We start from the raw sequence: 22,876 nt of genomic DNA, 5'->3' as shown, positions 1-22,876 counted from the left end.
AGAAGTGTTTTGACTTTAGTTATATTTAGGATGGTGCACTGTCTTATATAAAGGCTTAGATTTCTATGATGGCTTCAACTTCTACAGGAACATCCATAGGAAGAGAGGAAACACCAATAGCAGAACGGGCGTGTTTTCCAATTTCACCAAGAATATTGACGAATAAATTAGAAGCTCCATTGGCAACAAAAGGAATATCGGTAAAATGAGAATCTACAGCCACAAAAACAGTAATTTTTACCACACGTTTTATTTTATTTAAGTCACCCAGAGTTGCTTGGAGTTGAGCGAGAATATTGAGAGCGCAAGCTTCGGATGCTTTTTGGGCTTGTTCGGTATTCACAGTTGCACCAACTTTACCGATGGCTATTGGTTTTCCATTAATAAGAGGGAGTTGTCCAGAAATAAAGAGTTGATTGCCACTTTGTGAAGTGGTGATGTAATTGGCAAGGGGGGAGATTACTTCAGGAAGAGTGATTCCGAATTTCTCTAAGTTTTTTTCAATCATATTGGTCATAATTTAAACTCCATAGCTGCTCTATAATACATTCATTGTATAATCTATTTTTTGATTTAAGGAAATGTGTGGTTAATTGAGAAATTAGCCTTTTTTGCCTTATTGTATGATGTTATGCAACGGGGATAAAGTTTGGAATTTGGGAATGATTAGATCATTATTTATAATAATTTTATATATTGTTTTTTTATGTACAGCGAGAGCTGAAGAGCCTATTTTTATTGTGCCTCATCGAGCAATTTATGATTTTCATCTCGATAGCGTTTCTCATGACATGACAATTTCTGCGATGTCAGGGCGAATGGTTTACGAGCTTACTGGTTCGGCATGCCAAGGCTATAGCACACGTTTTCGTTTTATTAGTCGTATTCACATTGAAGATATGCCGGTACGTTTAACGGATCAACAGACGACGAGTTATGAAACAGGAGACAGCCGTACATTTCGTTTTAATATTACAGATCAAGAGGGAGAAGAGGTTGCGCATCGTGCTGAGGGGGTCGCGAAGCGTACTCAAGATGGTATTACAGTTACCTTAAAAAAGCCAAAAGAAAAAGAGTATAAGCTTGCAATGGCTGAATTTCCAATGATGCAACTAAAAAATATTATCCGCCATGCAAAAGCAGGGCATCATTTTTACAATGTTACTGTATTTGATGGGACAAATAAAGCAGATAAAGTTATAAAAGAAAGTATCGTCATAGGGGAAAAGAAGGCGCTTTTATCTGATAGCGAAACGGAAAAAGTGAGAAAATTGGATAAAGATGAATATTGGCCTGTTACAATTTCTTATTTTGATGATGGAGAAAATAAAGATGGTTTGCCGGTTTATCGTAGCAGTTTTCTCTTACATGAGAATGGTATCATGCGTGATCTTCATATAGATTATGGAACTTTTTCAGTGCGTGCAAAATTGAACAGTCTCGAATTCTTGGAACTTGGAAAAGATCTTACTCAATGTGAAAATGCAAATATTAAATGATTAAAGAAAATGACTTGAAAAAGAATCAAATATTAGTATGTTTGCGCTATTCCACACGCGGAGTTTGGGTGTTTGCAAATAATTTGTGAGAAAATTCTAGCAAGCATCTGCCGGTAGTAGGTTTTCCTGCTTTTTCCGCGGAGGTTGAACCGGAAAGGATAAGATTTATGGCACTACCCGATTTTACTATGCACCAGCTTTTAGAAGCAGGTGTTCATTTTGGTCACCAGACTCATCGTTGGAATCCCAAAATGACTCCCTATATTTATGGTCAGCGTAATAATATCCATATTATTGACCTTGCTCAGACCGTTCCGCTTTTACACCAAGCGCTTAAACTTGTTTCAGATACTGTTGCGCGTGGTGGTCGTATTCTCTTTGTTGGTACGAAACGGCAAGCATCTGACATTATTGCTGATGCGGCGAATCGTTCTGCCCAGTATTACGTTAATGCACGCTGGCTTGGCGGCATGCTCACAAACTGGAAAACGATTTCCAATTCGATACATCGTTTGCGAAAGCTTGACAAAATTCTTGCTGCTGAGGCGCAAGGTTTTACCAAAAAAGAACGTTTAAATCTTGAACGTGACCGTGAAAAGCTTAATCGTGCGCTTGGTGGTATTAAAGATATGGGATCTGTTCCAGATCTTATATTTGTCATCGATACGAATAAAGAAAATATTGCCCTTCAGGAAGCAAAACGTTTAGGCATTCCTGTTATTGCTATTATTGATACAAATTGCGATCCTGATGATGTAACGCATCCGATACCAGGTAATGATGATGCTTCACGTGCAATTTCTCTTTATTGCGATCTTTTTGCTCGTGCCGCCCTTGATGGTATTGCACGCCAGCAAGGAGCAATGGGTATCGATTTAGGAGCTCAAGTTGATGCGCCTGTGGAGCCTATTTTGGAAGAAAATGCGGTTGCAGAAGTTTCTGAATAATATAAAACGCCTAATTAAGGTACTTTTATTGTCTAAAGAAGAAGTTATAGGCGTGCAGAGGGGTTTTGCACGCTTTCACTATTACAAAATAAAGAGGCAAATATGAGCATTACTGCTGCACAAGTAAAAGAACTTCGAGAACTATCTGGCGCTGGTATGATGGACTGTAAAGCCGCTCTAGCTGAAACCAGTGGTGATATGGAAGCTGCTGTTGATTGGCTTCGTAAAAAAGGAATAGCTAAAGCAGATAAAAAGGCCGGTCGTACAGCAGCTGAAGGATTAATCGGAGTCGTATCAAAAGATTTAAATGCGGTTTTGGTTGAGATTAATTCTGAAACAGATTTTGTTGCACGCAATGCCGGATTCCAAGATATCGTGCGCAATGTAGCAACTGCTGCTTTAGATACGCCAGGTGATGTTGAATCTGTTTCTGTTTCTCTTTATCCAGGTTCTGAGAAGACTGTAGAGCTTACGATTAAAGATGCAATTGGTACAATTGGCGAAAATATGACATTTCGTCGTTCCGCTAAATTGTCTGTTGAGAATGGTGTTGTTGCGACTTATATACACAATAGTGTAGCTGATGGTCTTGGTAAGCTTGGTGTTTTGGTTGCAATTGAAACAACAGGAAATAAAGAGGCTGCTCTTGCTTTTGGTCGGCAGGTTGCGATGCATATTGCAGCAACCAATCCCTTAGCGCTTACAGCACAAGATGTTGATGCTGCTGCTGTTGAACGTGAAAAAGCAATTTTTTCAGATCAAGCACGTCAGTCTGGAAAGCCTGAAAATATCATTGAAAAAATGGTAGAAGGACGTATGCGTAAGTTTTTTGAAGAGGTTGTTTTGCTTTCTCAAGCTTTCGTTATGAATCCTGATATGACTGTTGAGGCAGCTTTAAAGGATGCTGAAAAATCAATTGGTGCACCAGCAAAAATTACAGGCTTTATTCGTTTTGCATTGGGTGAAGGTGTGGAAAAAGAGGAGTCTGATTTTGCTGCAGAGGTTGCTGCTGCTGTAAAAGGCTAGTTATTGCAAACTCTTGATTAGAGATTTAAAGTCATATCGTTGGTTGTAGAATCTCTGATGGGGACAATGTAATTGTTGAGAGGGCGTCACGTGAAAAAAGTGGTGCCCTTCGTGATGTCAAAAGCAAAAAGTAAATGTGCTTTTGGGGAGATTATTAATGGCATTAGCACTTCCGTATAAACGTATTCTTTTAAAGGCTTCTGGCGAAGCTCTTATGGGGGGGCAAAGTTTTGGCATTGATGTTTCTGTTGTAGATCGTATTGCCGCTGATATTGCAGAAGTGCGCACAATGGGGATAGAAGTTGCGGTTGTTATCGGTGGGGGAAATATTTTTCGTGGCGTTGCTGTTGCTTCACATGGTGGAGACCGAGTGACAGGTGATCATATGGGAATGCTTGCAACTGCTATCAACTCTTTAGCATTGCGAACATCTTTGACAAAATTAGGGGTTGAAACTGTTGTACTCTCTGCGATTGCTATGCCACAAATTTGTGAAAGTTTTTCGCAACGTAAAGCAATAGCTTATATGAATCAGGGAAAAGTTGTTATTTTTGCGGGCGGTACAGGAAATCCATTTTTTACCACTGATTCTGCTGCTACTTTACGTGCAGCTGAGATTGGTGCGGACGTCCTTCTTAAAGGAACACAAGTTGATGGTATTTATTCAGCAGATCCAAAGATAGACCCTACGGCTAAGCGTTTTGACCAATTAACACATGTTGAAGTGTTACAATGGGGATTATCTGTTATGGATTCAACGGCGGTCACTTTAGCACGTGAGAACAATGTACCGATTATTGTGTATTCCATTCATGAAAAAGGCGGTTTGGCTAAGGTCTTGAATGGAACAGGACGCTTTACAATAGTATCAGAATAAGGGTAAGCTTCAAAGGACAATTGAAGGAGACAGAAATATGAATGTTACATCAATTATGGATGATCTGAAACGTCGCATGGATGGTGCTATTACGGCTTTTAAACATGAATTAGGTGGTTTGCGGACTGGACGTGCATCGGCCAGTTTATTAGAGCCGTTGACCGTTGAATCTTATGGTTCTGTTGTGCACATAAATCAGGTTGCTAATATTTCTGTTCCCGAACCTCGGATGCTTTCTGTTTCTGTATGGGATAAAACGATGGTAGGAGCTGTAGAGCGCGCTATTCGCGATTCTGGTCTTGGTTTAAATCCCATAACTGATGGTACGAATTTACGTATTCCTTTGCCTGAGTTGAATGAAGAGCGCCGTAAAGAGCTTGTAAAAATTGCACATCACTATGCAGAGCAAGCGCGTGTTGCTACACGTCATGTTCGTCGGGATGGTATGGACAATTTGAAAAAGTTAGAAAAAGATGGTGAAATTGGACAAGATGAAGCCCATAGTTTGTCTGAAAAAGTTCAAAAACTCACAGATGAAACGATTGCTGATATTGATAAAATTTTAGCCGTAAAAGAATCTGAAATTATGCACGTTTAAGACGATTTTGTTGTTAGAAAAGGATGTTTACTCCCAGCCTGTAAATTGTTTCTATAGATAAGGGAAGTGGTGTGCTCTGTGATAACAAGGTGTGATGCAGGAAGGTATTTTATCATTTTGATATGGGAGAGATTGATTTGAAAGGGCAGATGTTTTAATTTTTTAATCTGCGTGGTAAATCATGTCCTTTGCTGGAAGACGCTATTGAGCAGCATGGTGAAGGCTTTCAGTTTAGCATGTCTTTGTTAAACAGCATAATAAAAGCATTCTTAGAAATTATTTAAATATTCTAAGATGAGGGTTGGGGAAAGAATATAACACAAAAAAACAAGCCTAACCTTTCTCTTATTTTCCATTATAAAACATGTGAGTATAATCGATGAAGCAGATGCTATATGGTGTAATTCGTTTTTTTACGACGAATATTTGATAGAGAAGTGTTTTTATATGAAACCTATATTAGTTAATTTATATGGGGCATAGGTAGCTGCTTTTTCATTTTATATTTGAGAAAATATTAAAAAAATATTTTAGGATCAATCTTGACGGAGATTTTCGAAGCTGTTTTCATTGATTATTTGTCTCATAAGCGCTATCTTGGTAAACTGAATTGTTTATGATAAATTATAAGGGAGATTTATACAAGTATGAAATAAAAATATTGCGTAGGGAGGTTTTTCTTACGTCAATTTTAGAGCTTGCATTTTCTATTTTTATTGTTTGGATGTTGTTTTGTCTAATTTGGTTTATCGTGTTCTGACAGCTTTTGTGCTTGGTTTTATTGCATTGTATCTAACATGGTTGGGAGGAATCTCCTTTTTTTTATTTGTATGGTGTATTGGCGGTTTTGTTCTTTATGAGTGGATGAGTATTACTAAAGAGAAATGGTGTATTTTACAAAAAATATTAGCAAGTACCTTTTATTTGATCTTTGGCTTTTTTTTAGTGTTGAGTGTATCTGCTTCATTGATTTTTTGTGTTTTAATCGTTTTGGCTGCGGTGTTGGCTATTATATCTATAAAAAAGAGTGGTTGGGTTTTTTGTGGTTTTTTATATGCATCTTTTCCTGTTGTTGCTTTATGCTTTCTACGGGATCATGAAATATTGGGGTTCCAAGTTGTTATTTTCTTATTTACGATAGTGTGGGGAACAGATATTGGCGGGTATTTTATCGGACGTGCATTAGGTGGACCTAAATTAGCACCACAATTTTCTCCTAATAAAACATGGTCAGGAGCACTTGGTGGTACATTTGTCGGAGTTTTCGGTGGTATATGGGCTGCTTTTGGATTTTTTGATATAAATTTAGCAAGTTTTTTTGTGCCACTCCTTACACTTGTTTTGTCAATTGTTTCACAATTGAGTGATTTAGGGCAATCATGGCTCAAAAGACGGTTTTCTGTTAAAGATTCTAGTTCTTTATTGCCTGGACATGGTGGTTTTATGGATCGTATAGATGGATTGGTAGGGGCAGCTTTTCTTCTTTATTTAATTGGTTCATTTATGTCTGATATGGATGCACCTTTTAATCTTTTTAGTATGATCTAATTGGGAGAAGGTAGTTTGGGACTTTTAAATTATATCGTCACTATGGGTGATTTTCTTTTAAGAAGTTTGAGTATTCTTTTCATCATTATGATTATCATTTTTGTGCACGAATTTGGGCATTATCTCATTGCTCGATGGTGTGGTATTAAGGCGTTAGTTTTTTCGCTTGGATTTGGGCCAGAAATAGCGAGTTATACAGATAAGCATGGCACGAAGTGGCGCTTAGCACTTATCCCCGTAGGAGGGTATGTAAAGTTTGTTGGGGATGAGGAAAAAAACGATACGGTATCATCCCAATCATCTCTGATTGTTGACGGTTCATTTGCTAGTGCGCATGCTTGGAAAAAAGCAGCAACTGTTTTTGCCGGTCCTTTTTTCAATGCCCTTTTTACTGTTGTTATTCTAACATTTTTTTTCTTTATCTATGGTCGTGTAGCCATTGAGCCCGTTGTTGGTTCTTTGGTAAAAGATAGCCCTGCTCTTCAGTCTGGTTTGGAGTTAGGTGATCGTTTTGTTGAAATGGATGGACGACGGGTTGAAAGTTTTGAAGATTTGATGAATTATGTGGCTTTTCACGGAAGAGAACCCATAGAGTTTAAAATAGAACGCATGGGGCGATTCTTTACAACGGTGATTACTCCGAAAATCGTTGAGCGAGATGATGGATTTGGTAATCGAACACGAAGTGCTATGATAGGTGTAGGTGTTCCTATTGATTTAAATAATCCTGCACATTTAGATCCAACTTATATAAAACATATTCGCTATGGTTTTGTAACAGCTGTAAGAGAAGCGTCAGACCGTACTGTGTTTATCGTCACTCAAACCGTTCTTTTTATGAGTCGTTTAATAGGAGGAAAAGAGGACCGTTGTCGGCTAAGTGGACCTTCTAAAACCGTTAAAATTGCTTGGAAAGTGAGCGAGACAGGTTTTGTCTCTTTGTTGAATTTGGCAGCTTTTCTTTCAATAAGTGTTGGGCTTATTAACCTTTTTCCGATTCTACCGCTTGATGGTGGGCATCTTTTATTGCATGTCATTGAGGTCATTACTGGGAGGGAAATATCTGCTAAAATCCAGGGAATTATTTTTCGTTTAGGTTTTTCCATTCTTCTCCTTTTTATGATCTTTGTCTTTTTTAATGATTATTTTTGTTGGTTTAGCTAATTAAATTATGGAAAACGCTTTATAAATTGAGTAATAATAGCGAAAACAAATTGAAGGTTGTTTACCATGTCTGCAAAATGTTGTGGCGTCGTACATTATAATGAGTAATTAAGGAATGAAAAGTTTCGCTGTAAAAAGGTTGTTATGGCAGTTAGCTTTTTAAGGCATCATGTCCAAGGAACAAGAGTAAGGTAAAAAAGCCAATGACTACAAATTCAAAGTTTTTAAATGCAGCATCTATATTGGTGTTAAAAATGGGGATGATTGCCCCAGCAACGGTTTTTATGTCAATTGCTGCGGTTGGAGAAATACAAGCATCTGTAGTCCGTTCTATTGAGGTTCGTGGGAATAAGTTTGTAAGTTCTCAGGCGATTCGAGACAATATGGGGATTAAGGCTGGACAAGGGGTTTCCAGTGCTGATGTTGATAATGCTGTGAAGAATCTTTTCGAATTGGGTTTATTTTATGATGTTAAAATAAATCCGGTAGGTGATAAATTGGTTGTATTCGTAAAAGAATATGAGGTTGTCAATCAGATATTGTTTCAGGGAAATAAATCTTTTAAAGATCCAGATCTTAAGCGGTTTATTTCTTTAAAACCGAATGAGCCTTTTAATTCTGCTAAGCTTTCTGCTGATATAAATACAATTCGTGAAGCTTATAAAACTCTTGGTCGTAATAATATCACTGTCAACGTTCAAACGATTAACCTTGGAAAAGGGCGAGTTAATGTAGTATTTAATGTTGTTGAAGGGCAAAAAACAAAGATTGGTGATATCACTTTTAAGGGGAATAGTGTCTTTGGAAGTCGCCGTTTGCGTGATGTGATTTCAACAAAAACTTCAGGAATTTTTTCGAAGTTGTTGGGAGGTGATGTTTACAGTGAAGAGCGTCTCGCTGCTGATGAAGAAGCTTTACGTCGCTTTTATTATAATCGTGGTTATGCAGATTTTCGTGTAGTCTCTTCTAAAGCGACTTTTGATGCAGCAAGCAATACATATAAAATTTCTTTCGTTCTTGATGAGGGTGTGCGCTATAAAATTAGTGATATTCAGGTTGAAAGTGATGTTGATGGAATTGACGTTCAATCTGTGAAAAGGGGGCTTAAAACCCAGCCAGGTGATGTTTATAGTGCAGAAGATATTGAACAGTCTGTTGCAATTATTAATAACAAGGTTGCTGATTCGGGATATGCTTTTGCTAAAGTTGAGCCGCGGGGAAATCGTAATTTAGCAAATCATACAATTTCAATTTTATATAATATTGAACAGGGTACACGTGCTTATATTCAGCGTATTGATATACGTGGCAATGAGAAAACGCGTGATTACGTCATTCGCCGTGAGATTGATTTAAACGAAGGGGATGCTTACAATCAAACTTTATTACAGCGGGCAAAACGTCGTCTAGAAAGTTTAGGTTTCTTCAAAGCCGTTAATATTTCAATGGTTCCCACAGATCAATCTGACCAAGTTATTTTGGTAATAGATGTCGTTGAAGCTTCAACAGGAGATCTCTCTCTTTCTGGAGGGTATACAACAGGGGGAACAAGTCCTGGTATGTCACTTGAAGTTTCTGTTACTGAACGTAATCTTGGGGGACGTGGTCAATATGTTCGTTTAGGATTAGGTGCGGGGCAAGAAAAATCTCGTAATTATAATTTATCATTTGTTGATCCTTATTTCTTAGGGTATCGTTTATCTGCTGGCGTTGATGTTTTTCGTAGTACTTATCGTGCTGATAAGGCCTATGATGTACGACAGACAGGTGGATCGCTACGGTTTTCATTACCTATTAATAATCAATTATCTGCTAATGTAGCTTATTCTTATGTACAGGAAGAATATGATTTTGGCGGAGAGTACGATTTTGACAAAGAGAGTGACGTAATAGAATTATATGGGAAATATTCTGGTGCGATTGTTCAAGCTGCAAAACAAAGCCCTTGGAAACGTTCATCAATTAGTTATGGTTTCACCTATAATACGATTGATGATATGAGATCCCCTCATGATGGGTGGTACGTGCATCTTCTTCAGGAATATGCAGGGCTTGGTGGAAGTGCAAAGTTCTTGAAGACCACGGGTAAGGCGATGATGTACAAGACTCTTTCTGACCAGAAGGATATTGTTGGTTTGCTTTCCTTTGGGGGTGGTTATATCCACGGAATGGGCCGAGATGGTGTTCGTATTTTCGATATGTTTAAAGCGAATACTGATATGATTCGAGGGTTCAAATATAATGGAATAGGTCCGCGTCAGGTTTCCAGTAAGGGTGAGGTTTATTTCTTGGGGGGAACAACATATATGAATGCGACTGCTGAAGTACAGTTTCCTATCCCTGTTGTGCCTGAAGGGTTCGGGTTGCGCGGTGCTTTATTTGCGGATATTGCCACGCTTTATGGCAATAATTATAAAGCCGTTTTTAAGGGTGAACCGTCTGTTACCAATACCAAAAGTGCTTGGCGTTCATCTGCAGGTGTGAGTTTGATGTGGGATTCTCCGTTTGGTCCTTTGCGTTTTGATTATGCTTGGCCAATAACGAAGCAGGAAGGTGATCGTTTGCAACAATTGAATTTTGGTATTTCTACGAAGTTCTGATTTGAGCGATTTTAAGAAGGAAAAACTTGAAGAGAATAGCTTAAGCTGGGAGAGAAAGTGTTTTGATGGCGGATACATTTTTTTTTACGCCGTCCCGGCAATTGACAGTTGCAAATGTTGCTGAGTTGACGGGTGCAAAGCTTCTTAATCCAGAGTTTTCTCATAAAGTTATCAATACTCTTTCTTCACTTGAGAGTGCTGTGGAAGGTTCTCTTGTTTTTGTAGAGCATCGGAAGTTTTCTGATGCTTTACTGGACAGTTCCGCTGTTGCTGTTTTTTGTACGAATGAGATTGTTTTTAAAGTTCCCGAAACTATGGCAATTTTGGTAACATCCACACCACAGCGTGACTTTGCTCAGATTGGTCGTATTTTGTTTCCAGATTCTGTCAAGCCAATGCCTTGGTTAGGATCGAAGGGGATTTCATCGCATGCGCATATTCATCCAACGGCTAAGTTGGCACATGATGTGTGTATTGAAGCGGGAGCTGTTATTGGTAGAAATGTTGAGATTGGTGCAGGAACTCTTATTTCATCCACAGCTGTTATCGGTGAAAATTGCCGTATTGGATGTGACTGCTATATTGCTCCTAAGGTAACAGTTCAGTGTTCTATAATAGGTGATAAGGTTCAGCTTTATCCTGGTGTTTGCATTGGGCAAGATGGTTTTGGTTATGTTGGGGGCATTTCTGGAATCGAGAAAGTTCCACAGCTGGGTCGCGTTATTATTGAGGATGGTGTAGAAGTTGGTGCGAACACGACAATTGATCGTGGGACATTTCAAGATACTGTTATTGGTAAAGGAAGCAAGATTGATAATCTTGTACAAATTGCCCACAATGTAAAAATCGGCCGCTATTGTCTTATTGCCGCTCAATGTGGCATTGCGGGAAGTACATCGATAGGGGATATGTCTCAGCTTGGCGGAGGTGTTGGAGTAGCCGATCACATCATAATAGGTAAATGTGTTCAGATTGCTGCTCGTAGTGGTGTTATGAATGACATTCCGGATGGCGAAAAATGGGGAGGTAGTCCAGCGCGACCATTTAAACAATGGTTTCGTGAAGTAGCGACATTGCGCAGTATGGGAAAAGTTAAAAAGGAGAAACGCTGATATGATCAGCAGTGAAAAGACTAAAAACTTAGAGGCTGTCGATATTGAAAAACTATTATCAATATTACCGCACCGTTATCCATTTTTATTAATTGATCGTATCGTTGATATTGATGGTGAGCAAGAAGCGATTGGTATTAAAAATATAACGATTAATGAGCCGCATTTTACGGGACATTTTCCCGCGAAGCCTGTTATGCCTGGAGTTTTGATTTTAGAAGCTATGGCACAAACAGCAGGAGCAATAGCACTTTTAAATTTAGGTAATAAGCAAACAAATTTAGTTTACCTTATGACGGTTGATAATGCAAAATTTCGTAAGCCGGTTATGCCTGGTGATCAGCTCAAGATTCATGTTCAGCTCTTGAAAAAAAGATCTGGTATGAGACGTTTTTCGTGCGTTGCAAAAGTAGAAGATGTCCGCGTCGCTGAAGCAGAAATTGCTGCGATGATTGTCGAACAAGAATAAAAGATATTTGATGGGAATTTAAAAATGTCCGGTACGAAAATCCATCCAACTGCTCTTGTGGAGAATGGAGCGCAGCTTGGTGAGAATGTACAAGTTGGACCGTTTTGTCATATTAGTTCAGATGCTGTTATTGGTGATGGATGCAGTTTGATGAGTCATGTTGTGATAATGGGGAAGACAACGTTAGGAGCCAAGAGTAAAGTATTTTCTCATGCAGTTTTGGGAGCAGATCCGCAAAATAATAAACATAAGGGAGGGGCTACGACTCTTTCGATTGGTGAAAACTGCACGATTCGTGAAGGCGTAACAATGCATAGGGGTTCCGATTCGAGTGTAGGAATGACAGTTGTTGGTGATAATTGCCAATTTTTTTGTTATGCGCATATTGCTCATGATTGCCATGTAGGGAATCATGTAACATTCGCAAATAATGTGATGATAGCTGGTCATGTTATTATTGGTGATTATGTGATTATTGGTGGGGGTGCTGCTGTGCATCAATTTGTTCGTGTTGGGCATCATGCATTTATTGGTGGTGTATCGGCATTGGTTGGTGATCTCATTCCCTATGGAACAGCTGTTGGGGTACAGGCAAAACTTGCTGGCCTCAATATTATCGGCATGAAGCGTGCAGGACTTGAGCGTCAAGATATTCATGCACTCCGTCATGCGGTTGCTATGCTTTTTGATCATAGCAAACCATTTAAAGAGCGTGTCAGTGATGTTGCTTCTTTCTATTCTTCTTCTCAGTCTGTTCTTGATATAGTTAATTTTATTAAGGAAGAAGGAAAACGTTTTTATTGTACACCAAAATTTGAAGGTGATAGAGTAAAAGAACGTAAGGATTAAAAATGCCTATGTGGGGAGCCAGAAGTTTTCTTTCCGGCCGTACTGCTATTATAGCAGGAAATGGTGTTCTACCGATTACTGTTGCGCAGGCTCTTGAGAAGAATGGAGAGAATCCTTTTCTTGTTCTTTTGCGTGGTGAGGCAGATTCTGTTCTTTATCGCTATGAGCATTGCGAGCTATCAATTGTGGAGTTAGCGCGACTCGTTAAAATCTTAAAAGAGGCTGGAGTTTATAATGTTGTTTTGGCAGGTGGTGTGAAAAAGCGCCCACTTCTTAAACAATTGCGACTGGACTGGACAACATTTTTAGCTCTCCCTAAGTTAATCGGAGCTTTGAAGAGAGGGGATGATGCGTTATTAAAAGCTTTTATACGGATTATTGAAGCGTATGGTTTTCGTGTTGTTGGTGCTCACGAGATAGTCGCAGATCTTTTAGCTCCCGTAGAGTTTGATTTAACAGTGCGGCGTGCTACGCGAAAAGAAAAAAAAGATATTTTTTTAGCAGCAGAAGCAGCAAAGCTGTTAGGTCAATTAGATATCGGGCAAGCCGTTGTCGTTGTCCAAGGAAGGGTGGTTGCACTGGAGGGCGCTGAGGGAACTGATAATATGTTGTGGCGTGTTTGTGAAATGCGAGAAAGAGGGCAAATTCCCCTTAAAGGTGGCGTTCTTGTAAAATGTGCAAAACCACAACAGGATAATCGCGTTGATTTACCATCAATTGGGCCCGCGACAATAATGAATATTGCAAAGAGTGGTTTATCTGGTGTTGCGGTGGAGGCAAATAGAAGTCTAATATTATCGGTGAAAACAACAATAGAAAAAGCCAACAAATATTCTCTATTTATAGAGACATTTGAAAAGTTTGGTCATGAATAATTGTTTTTTAAAGATTGCTGTGGTTTCAGGGGAGGAATCTGGTGATTTACTTGCGTCCGATTTAATTTCTTGTTTATCACAACAAACAGGATGCAATATTCATTTGATTGGTGTTGGGGGGAGGCATTTAAAGGCATTAGGTTTAAAAAGCTTTTTTGATTCCCATGATATTGCTTTAATAGGTTTAAAGGAGGTATTGAAAAAACTACCATTATTGTTGCTACATATTCGCAATTTATCCAAATTTATTGCACAAGAACAACCTGATTGCCTCATTATTATTGATAGTCCTGATTTCACGCATCGTGTTGCAAAAAAGGTGCGCGTTTTAGCGCCTTCTATTCCTATCATTAAATATGTTGCACCAACCGTTTGGGCATGGCGTCCAGAGCGCGCTAAAGCTATGCGCAAGTTTGTTGACCATGTTTTAGCGGTTTTTCCTTTTGAAGAAAAGATTATGCAAGATTTGGGTGGTCCTCCCACGACCTATGTTGGACATCGTCTTTTGACATATCCTCCCCTTTTGATAGTTCAGTCAGAAAAAAAATGCCAATTAGAACAAAGAAATTTGATCGATACACAAACATCATCGCCTACATTAGTTATTTTACCAGGATCACGCAATTTAGAAATTCGTTCTTTAATGCCTATTTTTCGAGAAACAGTAGAGATTCTTGTAAAACGTATTCCTCATTTACGTATTATTTTACCAACCTTACCACGTTTAGCGGATAAAATTCGTGATTTTGTACAAGGCTGGAAAAGCAAAGTGGAAATTGTAGTTGGTGAAGATGCAAAATGGCGTGCTTTTGCACAAGCAGATGTTGCACTTGCAGCATCTGGAACGGTTTCACTTGAATTAGCATTAGCTAAAATTCCAACGGTCCTTTGCTATAAACTTGATCGTTTTTCTAAATTCTTTATTTTCCCTAAAATAATTTTATGGAGTGCAGCTCTTCCCAATATTATTTCTGATAAGCCTATTGTACCGGAATATTTTGATGAATTTCTACGCCCAGGCATGTTAGCAAGACAAGTAGAACAACTTTTGTTTAATCCTTTAATACGACAGGCACAACTCGATGCCTTTGAGATGATAGAACAGAAAATGAAAACTGAAGTACCATCGGGGGTTGTTGGCGCACAAACAATTATCACTCTTTTAAAAAGCAGGAATAAAATTGTATAAATAAAGCAATATGTTAATAATTAATATTTAATTTTAGCAAGAAAATTACAAGCACGTTGGCTTTTAGGATTAGTAAAAAATTCTTCAGAGGCTGTATCTTCAATAATTTTTCCATTTTCTAGAAAGAGTATTCTTTCTGAGACTTTACGTGCGAAGCCCATTTCATGGGTAACACAAAGCATTGTGATCCCTGTATCGGCCAATCGAGCCATCACGTCTAAAACTTCTCCCACACTTTCTGGATCAAGAGCAGAGGTTGGTTCATCAAAAAGCATGACTTCAGGTTCCATACAAAGTGCACGGGCAATCGCAACACGTTGCTGTTGCCCACCAGAAAGTTGTAAAGGATATTTTTCACAGTGTTTTTCAATACCAACATGCGTTAAGTAACGAATTGCCCGTTCTTGTGCTTGTTGTTTGGAAAGTCCTTGAACTGTCATAGGTGCTAAAATACAATTTTGTATAACGCTCATGTGGGGAAATAAATTAAAATTCTGAAAGACCATTCCTATCTTACGAAGAACATTTTTTTGCTGTTGTATAGGAGCGGTATGGATATCAACATTATGGATACAGATTGAACCCTTTTGTGCTTGTTCTAATTGATTAATACAACGGATTAACGTTGATTTTCCTGATCCCGATGGTCCACAAATAACGATATGTTCACCAGCTTGAACATTAAAGTTGATATCATGTAGGACCTGAAAGTTTCCATACCATTTATTTAGATTTCGAATAGAGATCACAGGGTTTTTACAGGGAGAGATCGATTTATTATTTTTCAAATTCATCTTATTTTATTCTTTCATTGATGAATAACTTGATTAATTTAATATTTTTGTTTGTAAAGTTTTTTATGATCATTTTATTTACCGTAAATATCGAGTGAGGCGCTGTTCGATAAAAACAATAAAACGATGAATGAGTTCAACGATGAAGAGATAGATAAGAGCAGCCCAAACGTAAACTTGAAAATCGAAAGTCCGTGAATAAGTGAGTTTAGCAACCCCCATTAAATCATAAACAGTAATAAGTGAGGCAAGAGCACTGGATTTAATCATTAAAATCAACTCATTTCCTAGGGGGCGTAATGCTACAATCATTGCTTGTGGAAGAATAACTCTAAAAAATGTGACAGAGTTACTTAGACCTAAAGCTTTTGATGCTTCACGTTGCCCAGTTGTTACGGATAGAAAACTTCCTTTAAAGATCTCAGATTGATAGGCAGCAGAATTGAGAGTAAAAATAAAAAGACAACAATACCACGCGTTTTGAAAAAACCACCACAAACCAACCTTCTGCCAGAAGTCGTTCATTGAACCAAGTCCATAATAAAAAAGGAAGAGTTGAGCTAATAAAGGAGAGCCACGGAAAAAATAGACATAAGCATTTGCACAATACTGTAAAAATGTATTTTTTGATAAACGTGCAAAAGCGATAAGCATACCAAGGAAAAAACCAAGAGAACAAGAAATAGAAACAAGCTCAACAGTAACAATAAAGCCATTAATAAATTTTGGTCCATAATGGCTTAAAAGATCAGGATTGAAAAGGAAATAAAGCCACTCAGGAATCATTGACGTAGCACCTTTTTATCGCCTATTTGAGTGTATGTTTCTAAATGGCGTAAGATTGCAGTAAAAACCGCTGAAAATAACAAATAGAGTAAGCATGCTACAAGATAAAATAGCATGGGTTTATTGGTAGCAGCGACAGCTAAGTTCGTTTGTCGCATGAGGTCAACAAGTGCGATGGTTGAAACAAGGGATGTATCTTTCAGTAAAGTAAGCCAGTTATTAGAAAGTCCTGGCAAGGCATTTCGGATGAGCTGAGGGAAGACAATACGAAAAAATGTGGTTGACCGTGAAAGGCCTAAAGCTTTAGCCGCTTCATATTGGCCTTTATCAAAAATATTAAATGCTCCAAGCCAAACTTCACAAGAAAAAGCTGCAAGAACCATACTAAGCGCAAGAACACCAGCAACAAAAGCATTGATACTGAACATGATTTCAAAATTAAAATAGTCAAAGACATTTTGAATAAGGCTTTGTAACCCGTAGTAAACTAAAAACAAAGTTAAAAGCTCTGGTAGTCCACGAAATACCGTTGAAAAGAGGCGTGCCATCGCTTTGGCCATCTTAATATTGGATCGAATCATCACTGCATTTAGAAGACCTAGAGGAAGTCCTAGAAGTCCACAACATAATGCCAATGACAATGTCATTCCTGCACTAGAAAGTATAACCGCTCCCCATCCACCATTGCTAAATGATAGCAATGCTAAATTTTCAATCATTCTTGTGTTCCTCATGAAAGAGTTAGATAATATTTTTTAGAAATAACTAGCGGGTTTTATTTAAACATCATATTGATATTTAATAGATATCACTTGTAAAATATTTTCTCATAATTTTCTCATAAGTTCCATCTAAACGGATTTCTTTTAGCGCCTTATTGAACTTATTTTTAAGATCATTATTATTTTGACGCAGTGCAATTGCAACAGGAAATTTTGTTTCTTCTAGAGTTCCTAGGAGGAGACAGCAATCTTTTCCTTCATTTTTAAGCCAATTTAATGCTTGTAATTTATCAACAATAATCACATCAAGTCGATGATTTAAAAGGTCACGATTCACTTCTATTGTGGAAGGGTAGAGTTTAATTTTCACCTCTTCAGAAGCATAATGATCTTCTGCATAGAAAGCTTGTGTTGTATTTGATTGTACACCAAGATTTTTACCTCTAAAGTCTTGTGTTGAGATTTCTTTAATTCCCGAAGCTTTGGTAACAATAACAGCCAGTGCTGTATCGTAGTAAGGATCTGTGAAGTCAATTTTTTGTAAGCGCTCTTGTGTGAGAGAGAGGGAGGCAATGATAGCATCATATTTTTTTGCAATAAGTCCAGGAATCATTCCCTCGAAGTCTTGTGTGACAACAGTACACTCAACATTCATTTTTTTACAAAGTGCATAAGATATATCAATATCAAGTCCCTGCAATTTATTATTTGAGTCAATATAACTAAAGGGAGGGTAGGTGCCTTCACTCGCAATTTTTAATGTTTTCGCATCAGCCAATTGGGTGAATAGTGCGGCGCTTATTATAAGAGCTCCTGCTAATAGTTTCATGATGTTCTCCTATTGGATAAGCGGGCAAATATGAAATCACTATGTTTTTATAATCTGTAAGCTTTTTGGGAGCAATTCAAAAATTTATTGATGTTTATTTTAGATCATTATGTTGGACATTATTATCAAAAAAATTATCTTTTTTATTGATAAAAAAAGAATAAATATCTTATTGCTTGTATGACAGGTTAATTTTCACGAAATGATTGATTTAAATCATTTCATGAGTAGAAACTAAGGATTTTTCTTGAAAGTAAGGCTATTCAATTTTGAACATAAAGAAAAAATTAGATTTTGATACGATAAAAATACAACCTTATCGTTGTCATTATATTCTATAAAATGTTTAGATATCGAGGAACAATTAAAAACTATTTTGATAAATGTAAATTTTCTTATAAAACTGCCGAATTTCCAATTATCTTTGCATGTCCAATAAAGAGTTAAAAAATACTCCTTAAATATAAAGACTGAATTTTAATTCATAGTGATATCTAATCGATATTGAAAGTAAAATATTTTTTCATAATTTTTTCATAGGTTCCATCGGCGCGGATTTCTTCTATTGCTTTATTAAAACTGTTTTTAAGATCGTTATTATTTTGACGGAGTGCAATTGCAACAGGAAATTTTGTTTCTTCTAGAGTTCCTAGGAGGATACAGCAATCTTTTCCTTCATTTTCAAGCCAATTTAATGCTTTTAATTTATCAAAGATAATGATATCAAGCCGATGGCTTAAAAGATCACGATTAGCTTCTATTGCTGTAGGATAAAGTTTGATATTCACTCTTTCAGAGGCATAATGATCTTCCGCATATGCAGCTTGTGTTGTATTCGATTGTACTCCAAGATTTTTACCTCTAAAGTTTTGTGTTGAGATTTCTTTAATTCCCGAATTTTTGGTAACGATAACAGCGAGTACAGTATTGTAGTAAGGATCTGTAAAATCAATTTTTTGTAAGCGCTCTTTTGTAGGAGAAAGGGAAGAAACGATAGCATCGTATTTTTTGGCAAGAAGACCAGGAATCATCCCCTCGAAGTCTTGTGTGACAATAGTACATTCAACATTCATTTTTTTACAAAGCGCATAAGATATATCAATATCAAACCCTTGAAGTTCGTTATTTGAGTCAATATAACTAAATGGCGGATAAGAGGCATCGCTTGCAATTTTCAGCGTTTGAGAATTGGCCGATAGGGTAAACAGTGTTGCGCTTATTATAAGAGCTCCTGCTAATAACTTCATTATGTTCTCCTATTAGATAAGCTGGCAAATATGAAACCATCATGCATTTTTATAATCTGTAAGCTCTTTTGGAGCAATGTAAAAAATTTATCTGTGTTCATTTTGCTATCATTATGCTGGATATCATTATCAAAAAAATGATTTATTTTTATCAAGTATGGGAATAAAAAATACAGGAAAGAAGTACACCTCTTGTTGATTATATGATGATTTTTAATATTTTTATTTAAAAATCAATAAGTTAGATTTAAAAGGAAAAATATTAACTTAAATACAAAGAAAATTTCAGCTCTGAACAGGATAAAATGTAAAGTATTTTTATTCTAATCTACTTGAAAAGGGATAAGAAGTTTTTGGCATTTTAAAGAAGCACTTAATGTAAGCCTTTTGCAATTTTATCTGGAGAAGATAGAAAGTAAAATTCTTACATTGCTAGATTTTAATATGTAATAAGGTTTTTAAACATGAGGGAATGACAGGAAATACACTTCCATTAAAGATAATGAGAATTATAAGGTAAAATTTTCAATTTCTTTTTGCTAAATGTTTGGCTAACTTGCAGAAGAGTATTCTCAATTTAAAACTTAGAATTTTTTAGTAAATTTTTATGATGATGTTACCTCTGTAGAAAGAGTTTTAAAATCACGTTTTATAAAAATTCTCAAAGGATATTTTTGGATTATTTCCAATAAAGCTTCAGTAAACTGAAGCTTTATTGATTTCTTTTTTTAATTTGCACGTTCGTCTATAGGAACATAGTCACGCATAGCATAGCCTGTGTAGAGTTGTCGAGGACGACCAATTTTTTGTGCAGGGTCTTCAATCATTTCTTTCCATTGTGCCACCCACCCGACACTGCGCGCCAATGCAAAAAGAACAGTAAACATTTCAGTTGGAAAACCTAGAGCTTTTAATGTAATGCCGGAATAGAAATCAACATTGGGATAAAGCTTTTTCTCAATAAAATATTCATCACTTAAGGCAATTTTTTCAAGTTCTATTGCAATATCAAGAAGTGGGTCATCTTGAATGTTGAGTTCTTTTAAAACTTCATGACAGGTTTTTTGCATGATTTTTGCACGTGGGTCATAATTTTTATAGACACGGTGCCCAAAGCCCATAAGGCGGAAAGGATCATTTTTATCTTTTGCACGTGCAATAAATTCAGGAATTCTTTCAATAGAACCTATTTCTTGTAGCATTTTTAAACATGCTTCATTGGCACCACCATGTGCTGGTCCCCAAAGGCATGCAACACCTGCTGCAATACAGGCAAACGGATTAGCACCCGAGGATCCAGCAAGACGTACCGTAGATGTAGAAGCATTTTGTTCATGATCTGCATGAAGGATAAAGATTTGATCCATCGCCCGAGCAAGCACAGGGTTTGTTTTATATTCTTCACAAGGAACAGCAAAGCACATACGGAGGAAATTTGCAGCATAACTAAGATCATTACGTGGATAAACAAATGCTTGTCCGATACTGTATTTATAGGCCATAGCAGCAAGCGTTGGAACTTTTGAGATAAGACGAACAGAAGCAATCATTCTCTGGTGAGGATCTGTAATATCAATAGAGTCGTGATAGAACGCAGACATAGCGCCAAGGCAGGCAACCATGACGGCCATAGGATGAGAATCACGGCGGAAGCCATGGAAGAAGCGTGCAAACTGTTCGTGTACCATGGTATGCTGCATAATACATCGATCAAATTCATTTTTTTCTTGCTGTGTTGGGAGTTCACCATAAAGTAAAAGATAACAACTTTCGAGAAAGTCTCCTTTTTCAGCTAATTGATCAATAGGATAACCACGATAAAGCAATATGCCTTTATCACCGTCGATATAAGTAATTTTTGATTCACAAGAAGCTGTTGAAGTAAAACCAGGATCATAAGTAAAAATATCGGCTTTTTTGTAGAGAGAAGCAATTTCAATGACTTCAGGTCCACTCGTGCCTTTACGCAAGGGAAGCTCTACTTTTTTATCATTCACAATAATATATGCGTTATTCTCAGACATTCGGTATTCCTTTCAGATCCTTCACTTCTAAAAATTAAGACTCTGCTTCATCAGAGTGGGGGATGTATAACTGAAGCTTTTCTTACTTATATTTAAGGGTAGATTGCCTCTAAAAGTGAGTACATGCAATCTAAAAATATTTCCTTATTGATCATTATTACTCAATAAAAAATGTATTTCAATGATATAACATAAAAAACTCTTCTAGGGCGCGTTGAGATATCTGTATAGATCCCTATTTGAGGAAATATACTCAGTACACATTATGAGCATATTGTTGTGATAAGTTGGTCCTTGATGCGATGAAGGGATTCATCGCGTCCTAATAAAATAAGAACATCCAAAACACTTGGTGATGTTGCAGATCCTGTAAGAGCTGCGCGAAGTGGTTGGGCGATAGATCCAAATTTGAGATTCTGTGTTTGTACACAAGAGCGAAGTGTTTCATCTAGGGTTTTTGTATCCCAAGAGGGGCAAGCTTTCAGGGCAAGATAAAGACCATTTAAAATGGTTCGTCCATTTTTATCTAAGAGCATTTGTGCTTTTTCATCAAGTTGTAAAGGTCGTTGCGTAAAAATGAAGGAGGCATTGTCAATCAGTTCGCACAGTGTTTTTGAACGTTCTTTCAAATGCGGGATTGCTTTTAAAAATTGAACACGGCGTTTTTCATCAAGTCTTTCAATAATTTGTGCTCCCCTATCGGTTTCTGGTAGAATATTAAGAGCGGCATCAAAAAGTTCTTGATCATTACTCATGCGCATATAGTGTCCGTTGATGGAACCGAGCTTTTTGAGATCAAAACGAGCAGCACCTTTGTTAATATCCTCAATGTCAAACCAAGAAATCATATCTTTAAGCGACATCAGTTCGTCATCACCATGACTCCAACCTAAACGGACAAGGTAATTGCGCAAAGCAGCAGGAAGATATCCCATTGTTCGGTAGGCATCAACTCCGAGTGCACCATGCCGCTTTGATAATTTTGCACCGTTCTCACCATGGATAAGAGGAATGTGTGCCATAACAGGAATATCCCATCCCATTGCCTTAAAGATGATCATTTGTCGGGCAGCATTGGTAAGATGATCATCCCCACGTATAATATGTGTGATGCCCATATCATGATCATCAACGACAACAGCATGCATATAAGTAGGCGAACCATCAGAACGCAAAATAATAAAGTCATCGAGATCTTTATTAGGAAAACGAACATCACCTTGAACACGATCATTTACAATCGTTTCTCCTTCTTCAGGGGCTTTGATGCGAATAACAGGCTTAACACCTTTAGGAGCTTCAGAACGATCACGGTCCCGCCAACGTCCATCATAACGTGGTGGGCGCCCTTCTGCACGGGCTTTTTCACGCATTTCAGCTAACTCCTCAGGTGAAGCATAACAATAATATGCTTTGCCGTCTTTGACCAACTGTTCGGCGATTTGTCGGTGACGTTCAGCACGTTCAAATTGCGAAATAGGGGTGCCATCATAACTAAGTCCCATCCAGTGTAAGCCATCTATAATAGCTTTTACAGCTGCTTCTGTTGAGCGCTCTCGGTCTGTATCTTCAATTCTTAAAAGCATTTTTCCACCGGTATGTTTTGCATAAAGCCAATTAAAAAGAGCAGTACGAGCGCCACCAATATGAAGGAAGCCAGTGGGTGAAGGGGCAAAACGAGTAATAACAGACACGAAATATTTTCCTTTAAACTGAGATAT

The 22,876-nt window shown here is 37.5% G+C and carries 21 protein-coding genes; 13 read left to right on the top strand and 8 right to left on the bottom strand.

Features of this window, described 5'->3' with window-relative positions:
- Window positions 1-55: 55 nt before the first annotated feature.
- Window positions 56-517: a RidA family protein gene (locus U736_RS0103290; RefSeq protein ID WP_012755039.1), complete on the bottom strand. Its 462-nt coding sequence runs from the start codon at window positions 515-517 to the stop codon at window positions 56-58.
- A gap of 145 nt (window positions 518-662) precedes the next feature.
- Between U736_RS0103290 and U736_RS0103285 the strand changes: the two genes are divergently transcribed.
- From U736_RS0103285 to lpxB, 13 genes are all read left to right on the top strand, one after another.
- Window positions 663-1,499, top strand: coding sequence for a cell envelope integrity EipB family protein (locus U736_RS0103285; RefSeq protein ID WP_012755040.1), 837 nt, complete (start codon window positions 663-665; stop codon window positions 1,497-1,499).
- Window positions 1,500-1,666: 167 nt separating this feature from the next.
- Window positions 1,667-2,446: a 30S ribosomal protein S2 gene (rpsB, locus tag U736_RS0103280; RefSeq protein WP_012755041.1), complete on the top strand. Its 780-nt coding sequence runs from the start codon at window positions 1,667-1,669 to the stop codon at window positions 2,444-2,446.
- Window positions 2,447-2,548: 102 nt separating this feature from the next.
- On the top strand, window positions 2,549-3,472 hold the full coding sequence (gene tsf / locus U736_RS0103275; protein ID WP_012755042.1) for a translation elongation factor Ts: 924 nt from the start codon (window positions 2,549-2,551) through the stop codon (window positions 3,470-3,472).
- Window positions 3,473-3,629: 157 nt separating this feature from the next.
- Window positions 3,630-4,349 (top strand): UMP kinase, encoded by a 720-nt coding sequence (gene pyrH / locus U736_RS0103270; RefSeq protein WP_012755043.1) that lies wholly within the window; start codon window positions 3,630-3,632, stop codon window positions 4,347-4,349.
- 37 nt (window positions 4,350-4,386) lie between these two features.
- Window positions 4,387-4,947 carry a ribosome recycling factor gene (gene frr, locus U736_RS0103265; RefSeq protein ID WP_012755044.1) on the top strand — a complete coding sequence of 187 codons (561 nt, stop codon included), beginning with the start codon at window positions 4,387-4,389 and terminating at the stop codon, window positions 4,945-4,947.
- Window positions 4,948-5,679: 732 nt separating this feature from the next.
- Window positions 5,680-6,495, top strand: a complete 816-nt coding sequence (locus U736_RS0103260; RefSeq protein WP_012755045.1) for a phosphatidate cytidylyltransferase — start codon at window positions 5,680-5,682, stop codon at window positions 6,493-6,495.
- A gap of 15 nt (window positions 6,496-6,510) precedes the next feature.
- Window positions 6,511-7,659, top strand: coding sequence for a M50 family metallopeptidase (locus U736_RS0103255; RefSeq protein WP_012755046.1), 1,149 nt, complete (start codon window positions 6,511-6,513; stop codon window positions 7,657-7,659).
- A 203-nt stretch (window positions 7,660-7,862) separates the two neighbouring features.
- Entirely contained in the window at window positions 7,863-10,259 is a 2,397-nt protein-coding gene (bamA, locus tag U736_RS0103250) for an outer membrane protein assembly factor BamA (RefSeq protein ID WP_026500298.1), read from the top strand.
- A gap of 65 nt (window positions 10,260-10,324) precedes the next feature.
- Window positions 10,325-11,371, top strand: a complete 1,047-nt coding sequence (gene lpxD / locus U736_RS0103245; protein ID WP_012755048.1) for a UDP-3-O-(3-hydroxymyristoyl)glucosamine N-acyltransferase — start codon at window positions 10,325-10,327, stop codon at window positions 11,369-11,371.
- A 1-nt stretch (window position 11,372) separates the two neighbouring features.
- On the top strand, window positions 11,373-11,840 hold the full coding sequence (gene fabZ / locus U736_RS0103240) for a 3-hydroxyacyl-ACP dehydratase FabZ (protein WP_012755049.1): 468 nt from the start codon (window positions 11,373-11,375) through the stop codon (window positions 11,838-11,840).
- A 24-nt stretch (window positions 11,841-11,864) separates the two neighbouring features.
- Window positions 11,865-12,689, top strand: a complete 825-nt coding sequence (gene lpxA, locus U736_RS0103235; RefSeq protein WP_012755050.1) for an acyl-ACP--UDP-N-acetylglucosamine O-acyltransferase — start codon at window positions 11,865-11,867, stop codon at window positions 12,687-12,689.
- 2 nt (window positions 12,690-12,691) lie between these two features.
- Window positions 12,692-13,564: an LpxI family protein gene (locus U736_RS0103230; protein ID WP_012755051.1), complete on the top strand. Its 873-nt coding sequence runs from the start codon at window positions 12,692-12,694 to the stop codon at window positions 13,562-13,564.
- Entirely contained in the window at window positions 13,557-14,753 is a 1,197-nt protein-coding gene (lpxB, locus tag U736_RS0103225) for a lipid-A-disaccharide synthase (RefSeq protein WP_012755052.1), read from the top strand. Before U736_RS0103230 ends, lpxB begins: the two co-directional genes overlap by 8 nt.
- 20 nt (window positions 14,754-14,773) lie before the next feature.
- On the opposite strand, the gene U736_RS0103220 is transcribed toward lpxB, so the two are convergent.
- The 7 genes from U736_RS0103220 to gltX all read right to left on the bottom strand — a co-directional run bounded on the left by U736_RS0103220 (window position 14,774) and on the right by gltX (window position 22,849).
- Window positions 14,774-15,547 (bottom strand): amino acid ABC transporter ATP-binding protein, encoded by a 774-nt coding sequence (locus U736_RS0103220; protein ID WP_012755053.1) that lies wholly within the window; start codon window positions 15,545-15,547, stop codon window positions 14,774-14,776.
- 78 nt (window positions 15,548-15,625) lie between these two features.
- Window positions 15,626-16,333 (bottom strand): ABC transporter permease, encoded by a 708-nt coding sequence (locus U736_RS0103215; protein ID WP_012755054.1) that lies wholly within the window; start codon window positions 16,331-16,333, stop codon window positions 15,626-15,628.
- On the bottom strand, window positions 16,330-17,052 hold the full coding sequence (locus U736_RS0103210; protein WP_012755055.1) for an ABC transporter permease: 723 nt from the start codon (window positions 17,050-17,052) through the stop codon (window positions 16,330-16,332). The genes U736_RS0103215 and U736_RS0103210 overlap by 4 nt, the downstream gene beginning before the upstream one ends.
- Before the next feature lie 79 nt (window positions 17,053-17,131).
- The gene (locus tag U736_RS0103205) at window positions 17,132-17,884 is read right to left on the bottom strand and encodes a transporter substrate-binding domain-containing protein (RefSeq protein WP_012755056.1); all 753 of its coding nucleotides are present in this window, start codon (window positions 17,882-17,884) and stop codon (window positions 17,132-17,134) included.
- A 494-nt stretch (window positions 17,885-18,378) separates the two neighbouring features.
- Window positions 18,379-19,131, bottom strand: coding sequence for a transporter substrate-binding domain-containing protein (locus tag U736_RS0103200; RefSeq protein ID WP_012755057.1), 753 nt, complete (start codon window positions 19,129-19,131; stop codon window positions 18,379-18,381).
- Window positions 19,132-19,859: 728 nt separating this feature from the next.
- Window positions 19,860-21,155 (bottom strand): citrate synthase, encoded by a 1,296-nt coding sequence (gltA, locus tag U736_RS0103195; RefSeq protein ID WP_012755058.1) that lies wholly within the window; start codon window positions 21,153-21,155, stop codon window positions 19,860-19,862.
- 263 nt (window positions 21,156-21,418) lie between these two features.
- Entirely contained in the window at window positions 21,419-22,849 is a 1,431-nt protein-coding gene (gene gltX / locus U736_RS0103190; protein WP_012755059.1) for a glutamate--tRNA ligase, read from the bottom strand.
- Window positions 22,850-22,876: the final 27 nt, after the last annotated feature.

Origin of the sequence: Bartonella grahamii ATCC 700132, assembly GCF_000518085.1 — a bacterium.
Taxonomy (GTDB): Bacteria; Pseudomonadota; Alphaproteobacteria; order Rhizobiales; family Rhizobiaceae; genus Bartonella; species Bartonella grahamii.
Note: the sequence above shows the minus strand (reverse complement) of the source record. Positions and strands in the feature narration are given on the sequence as shown.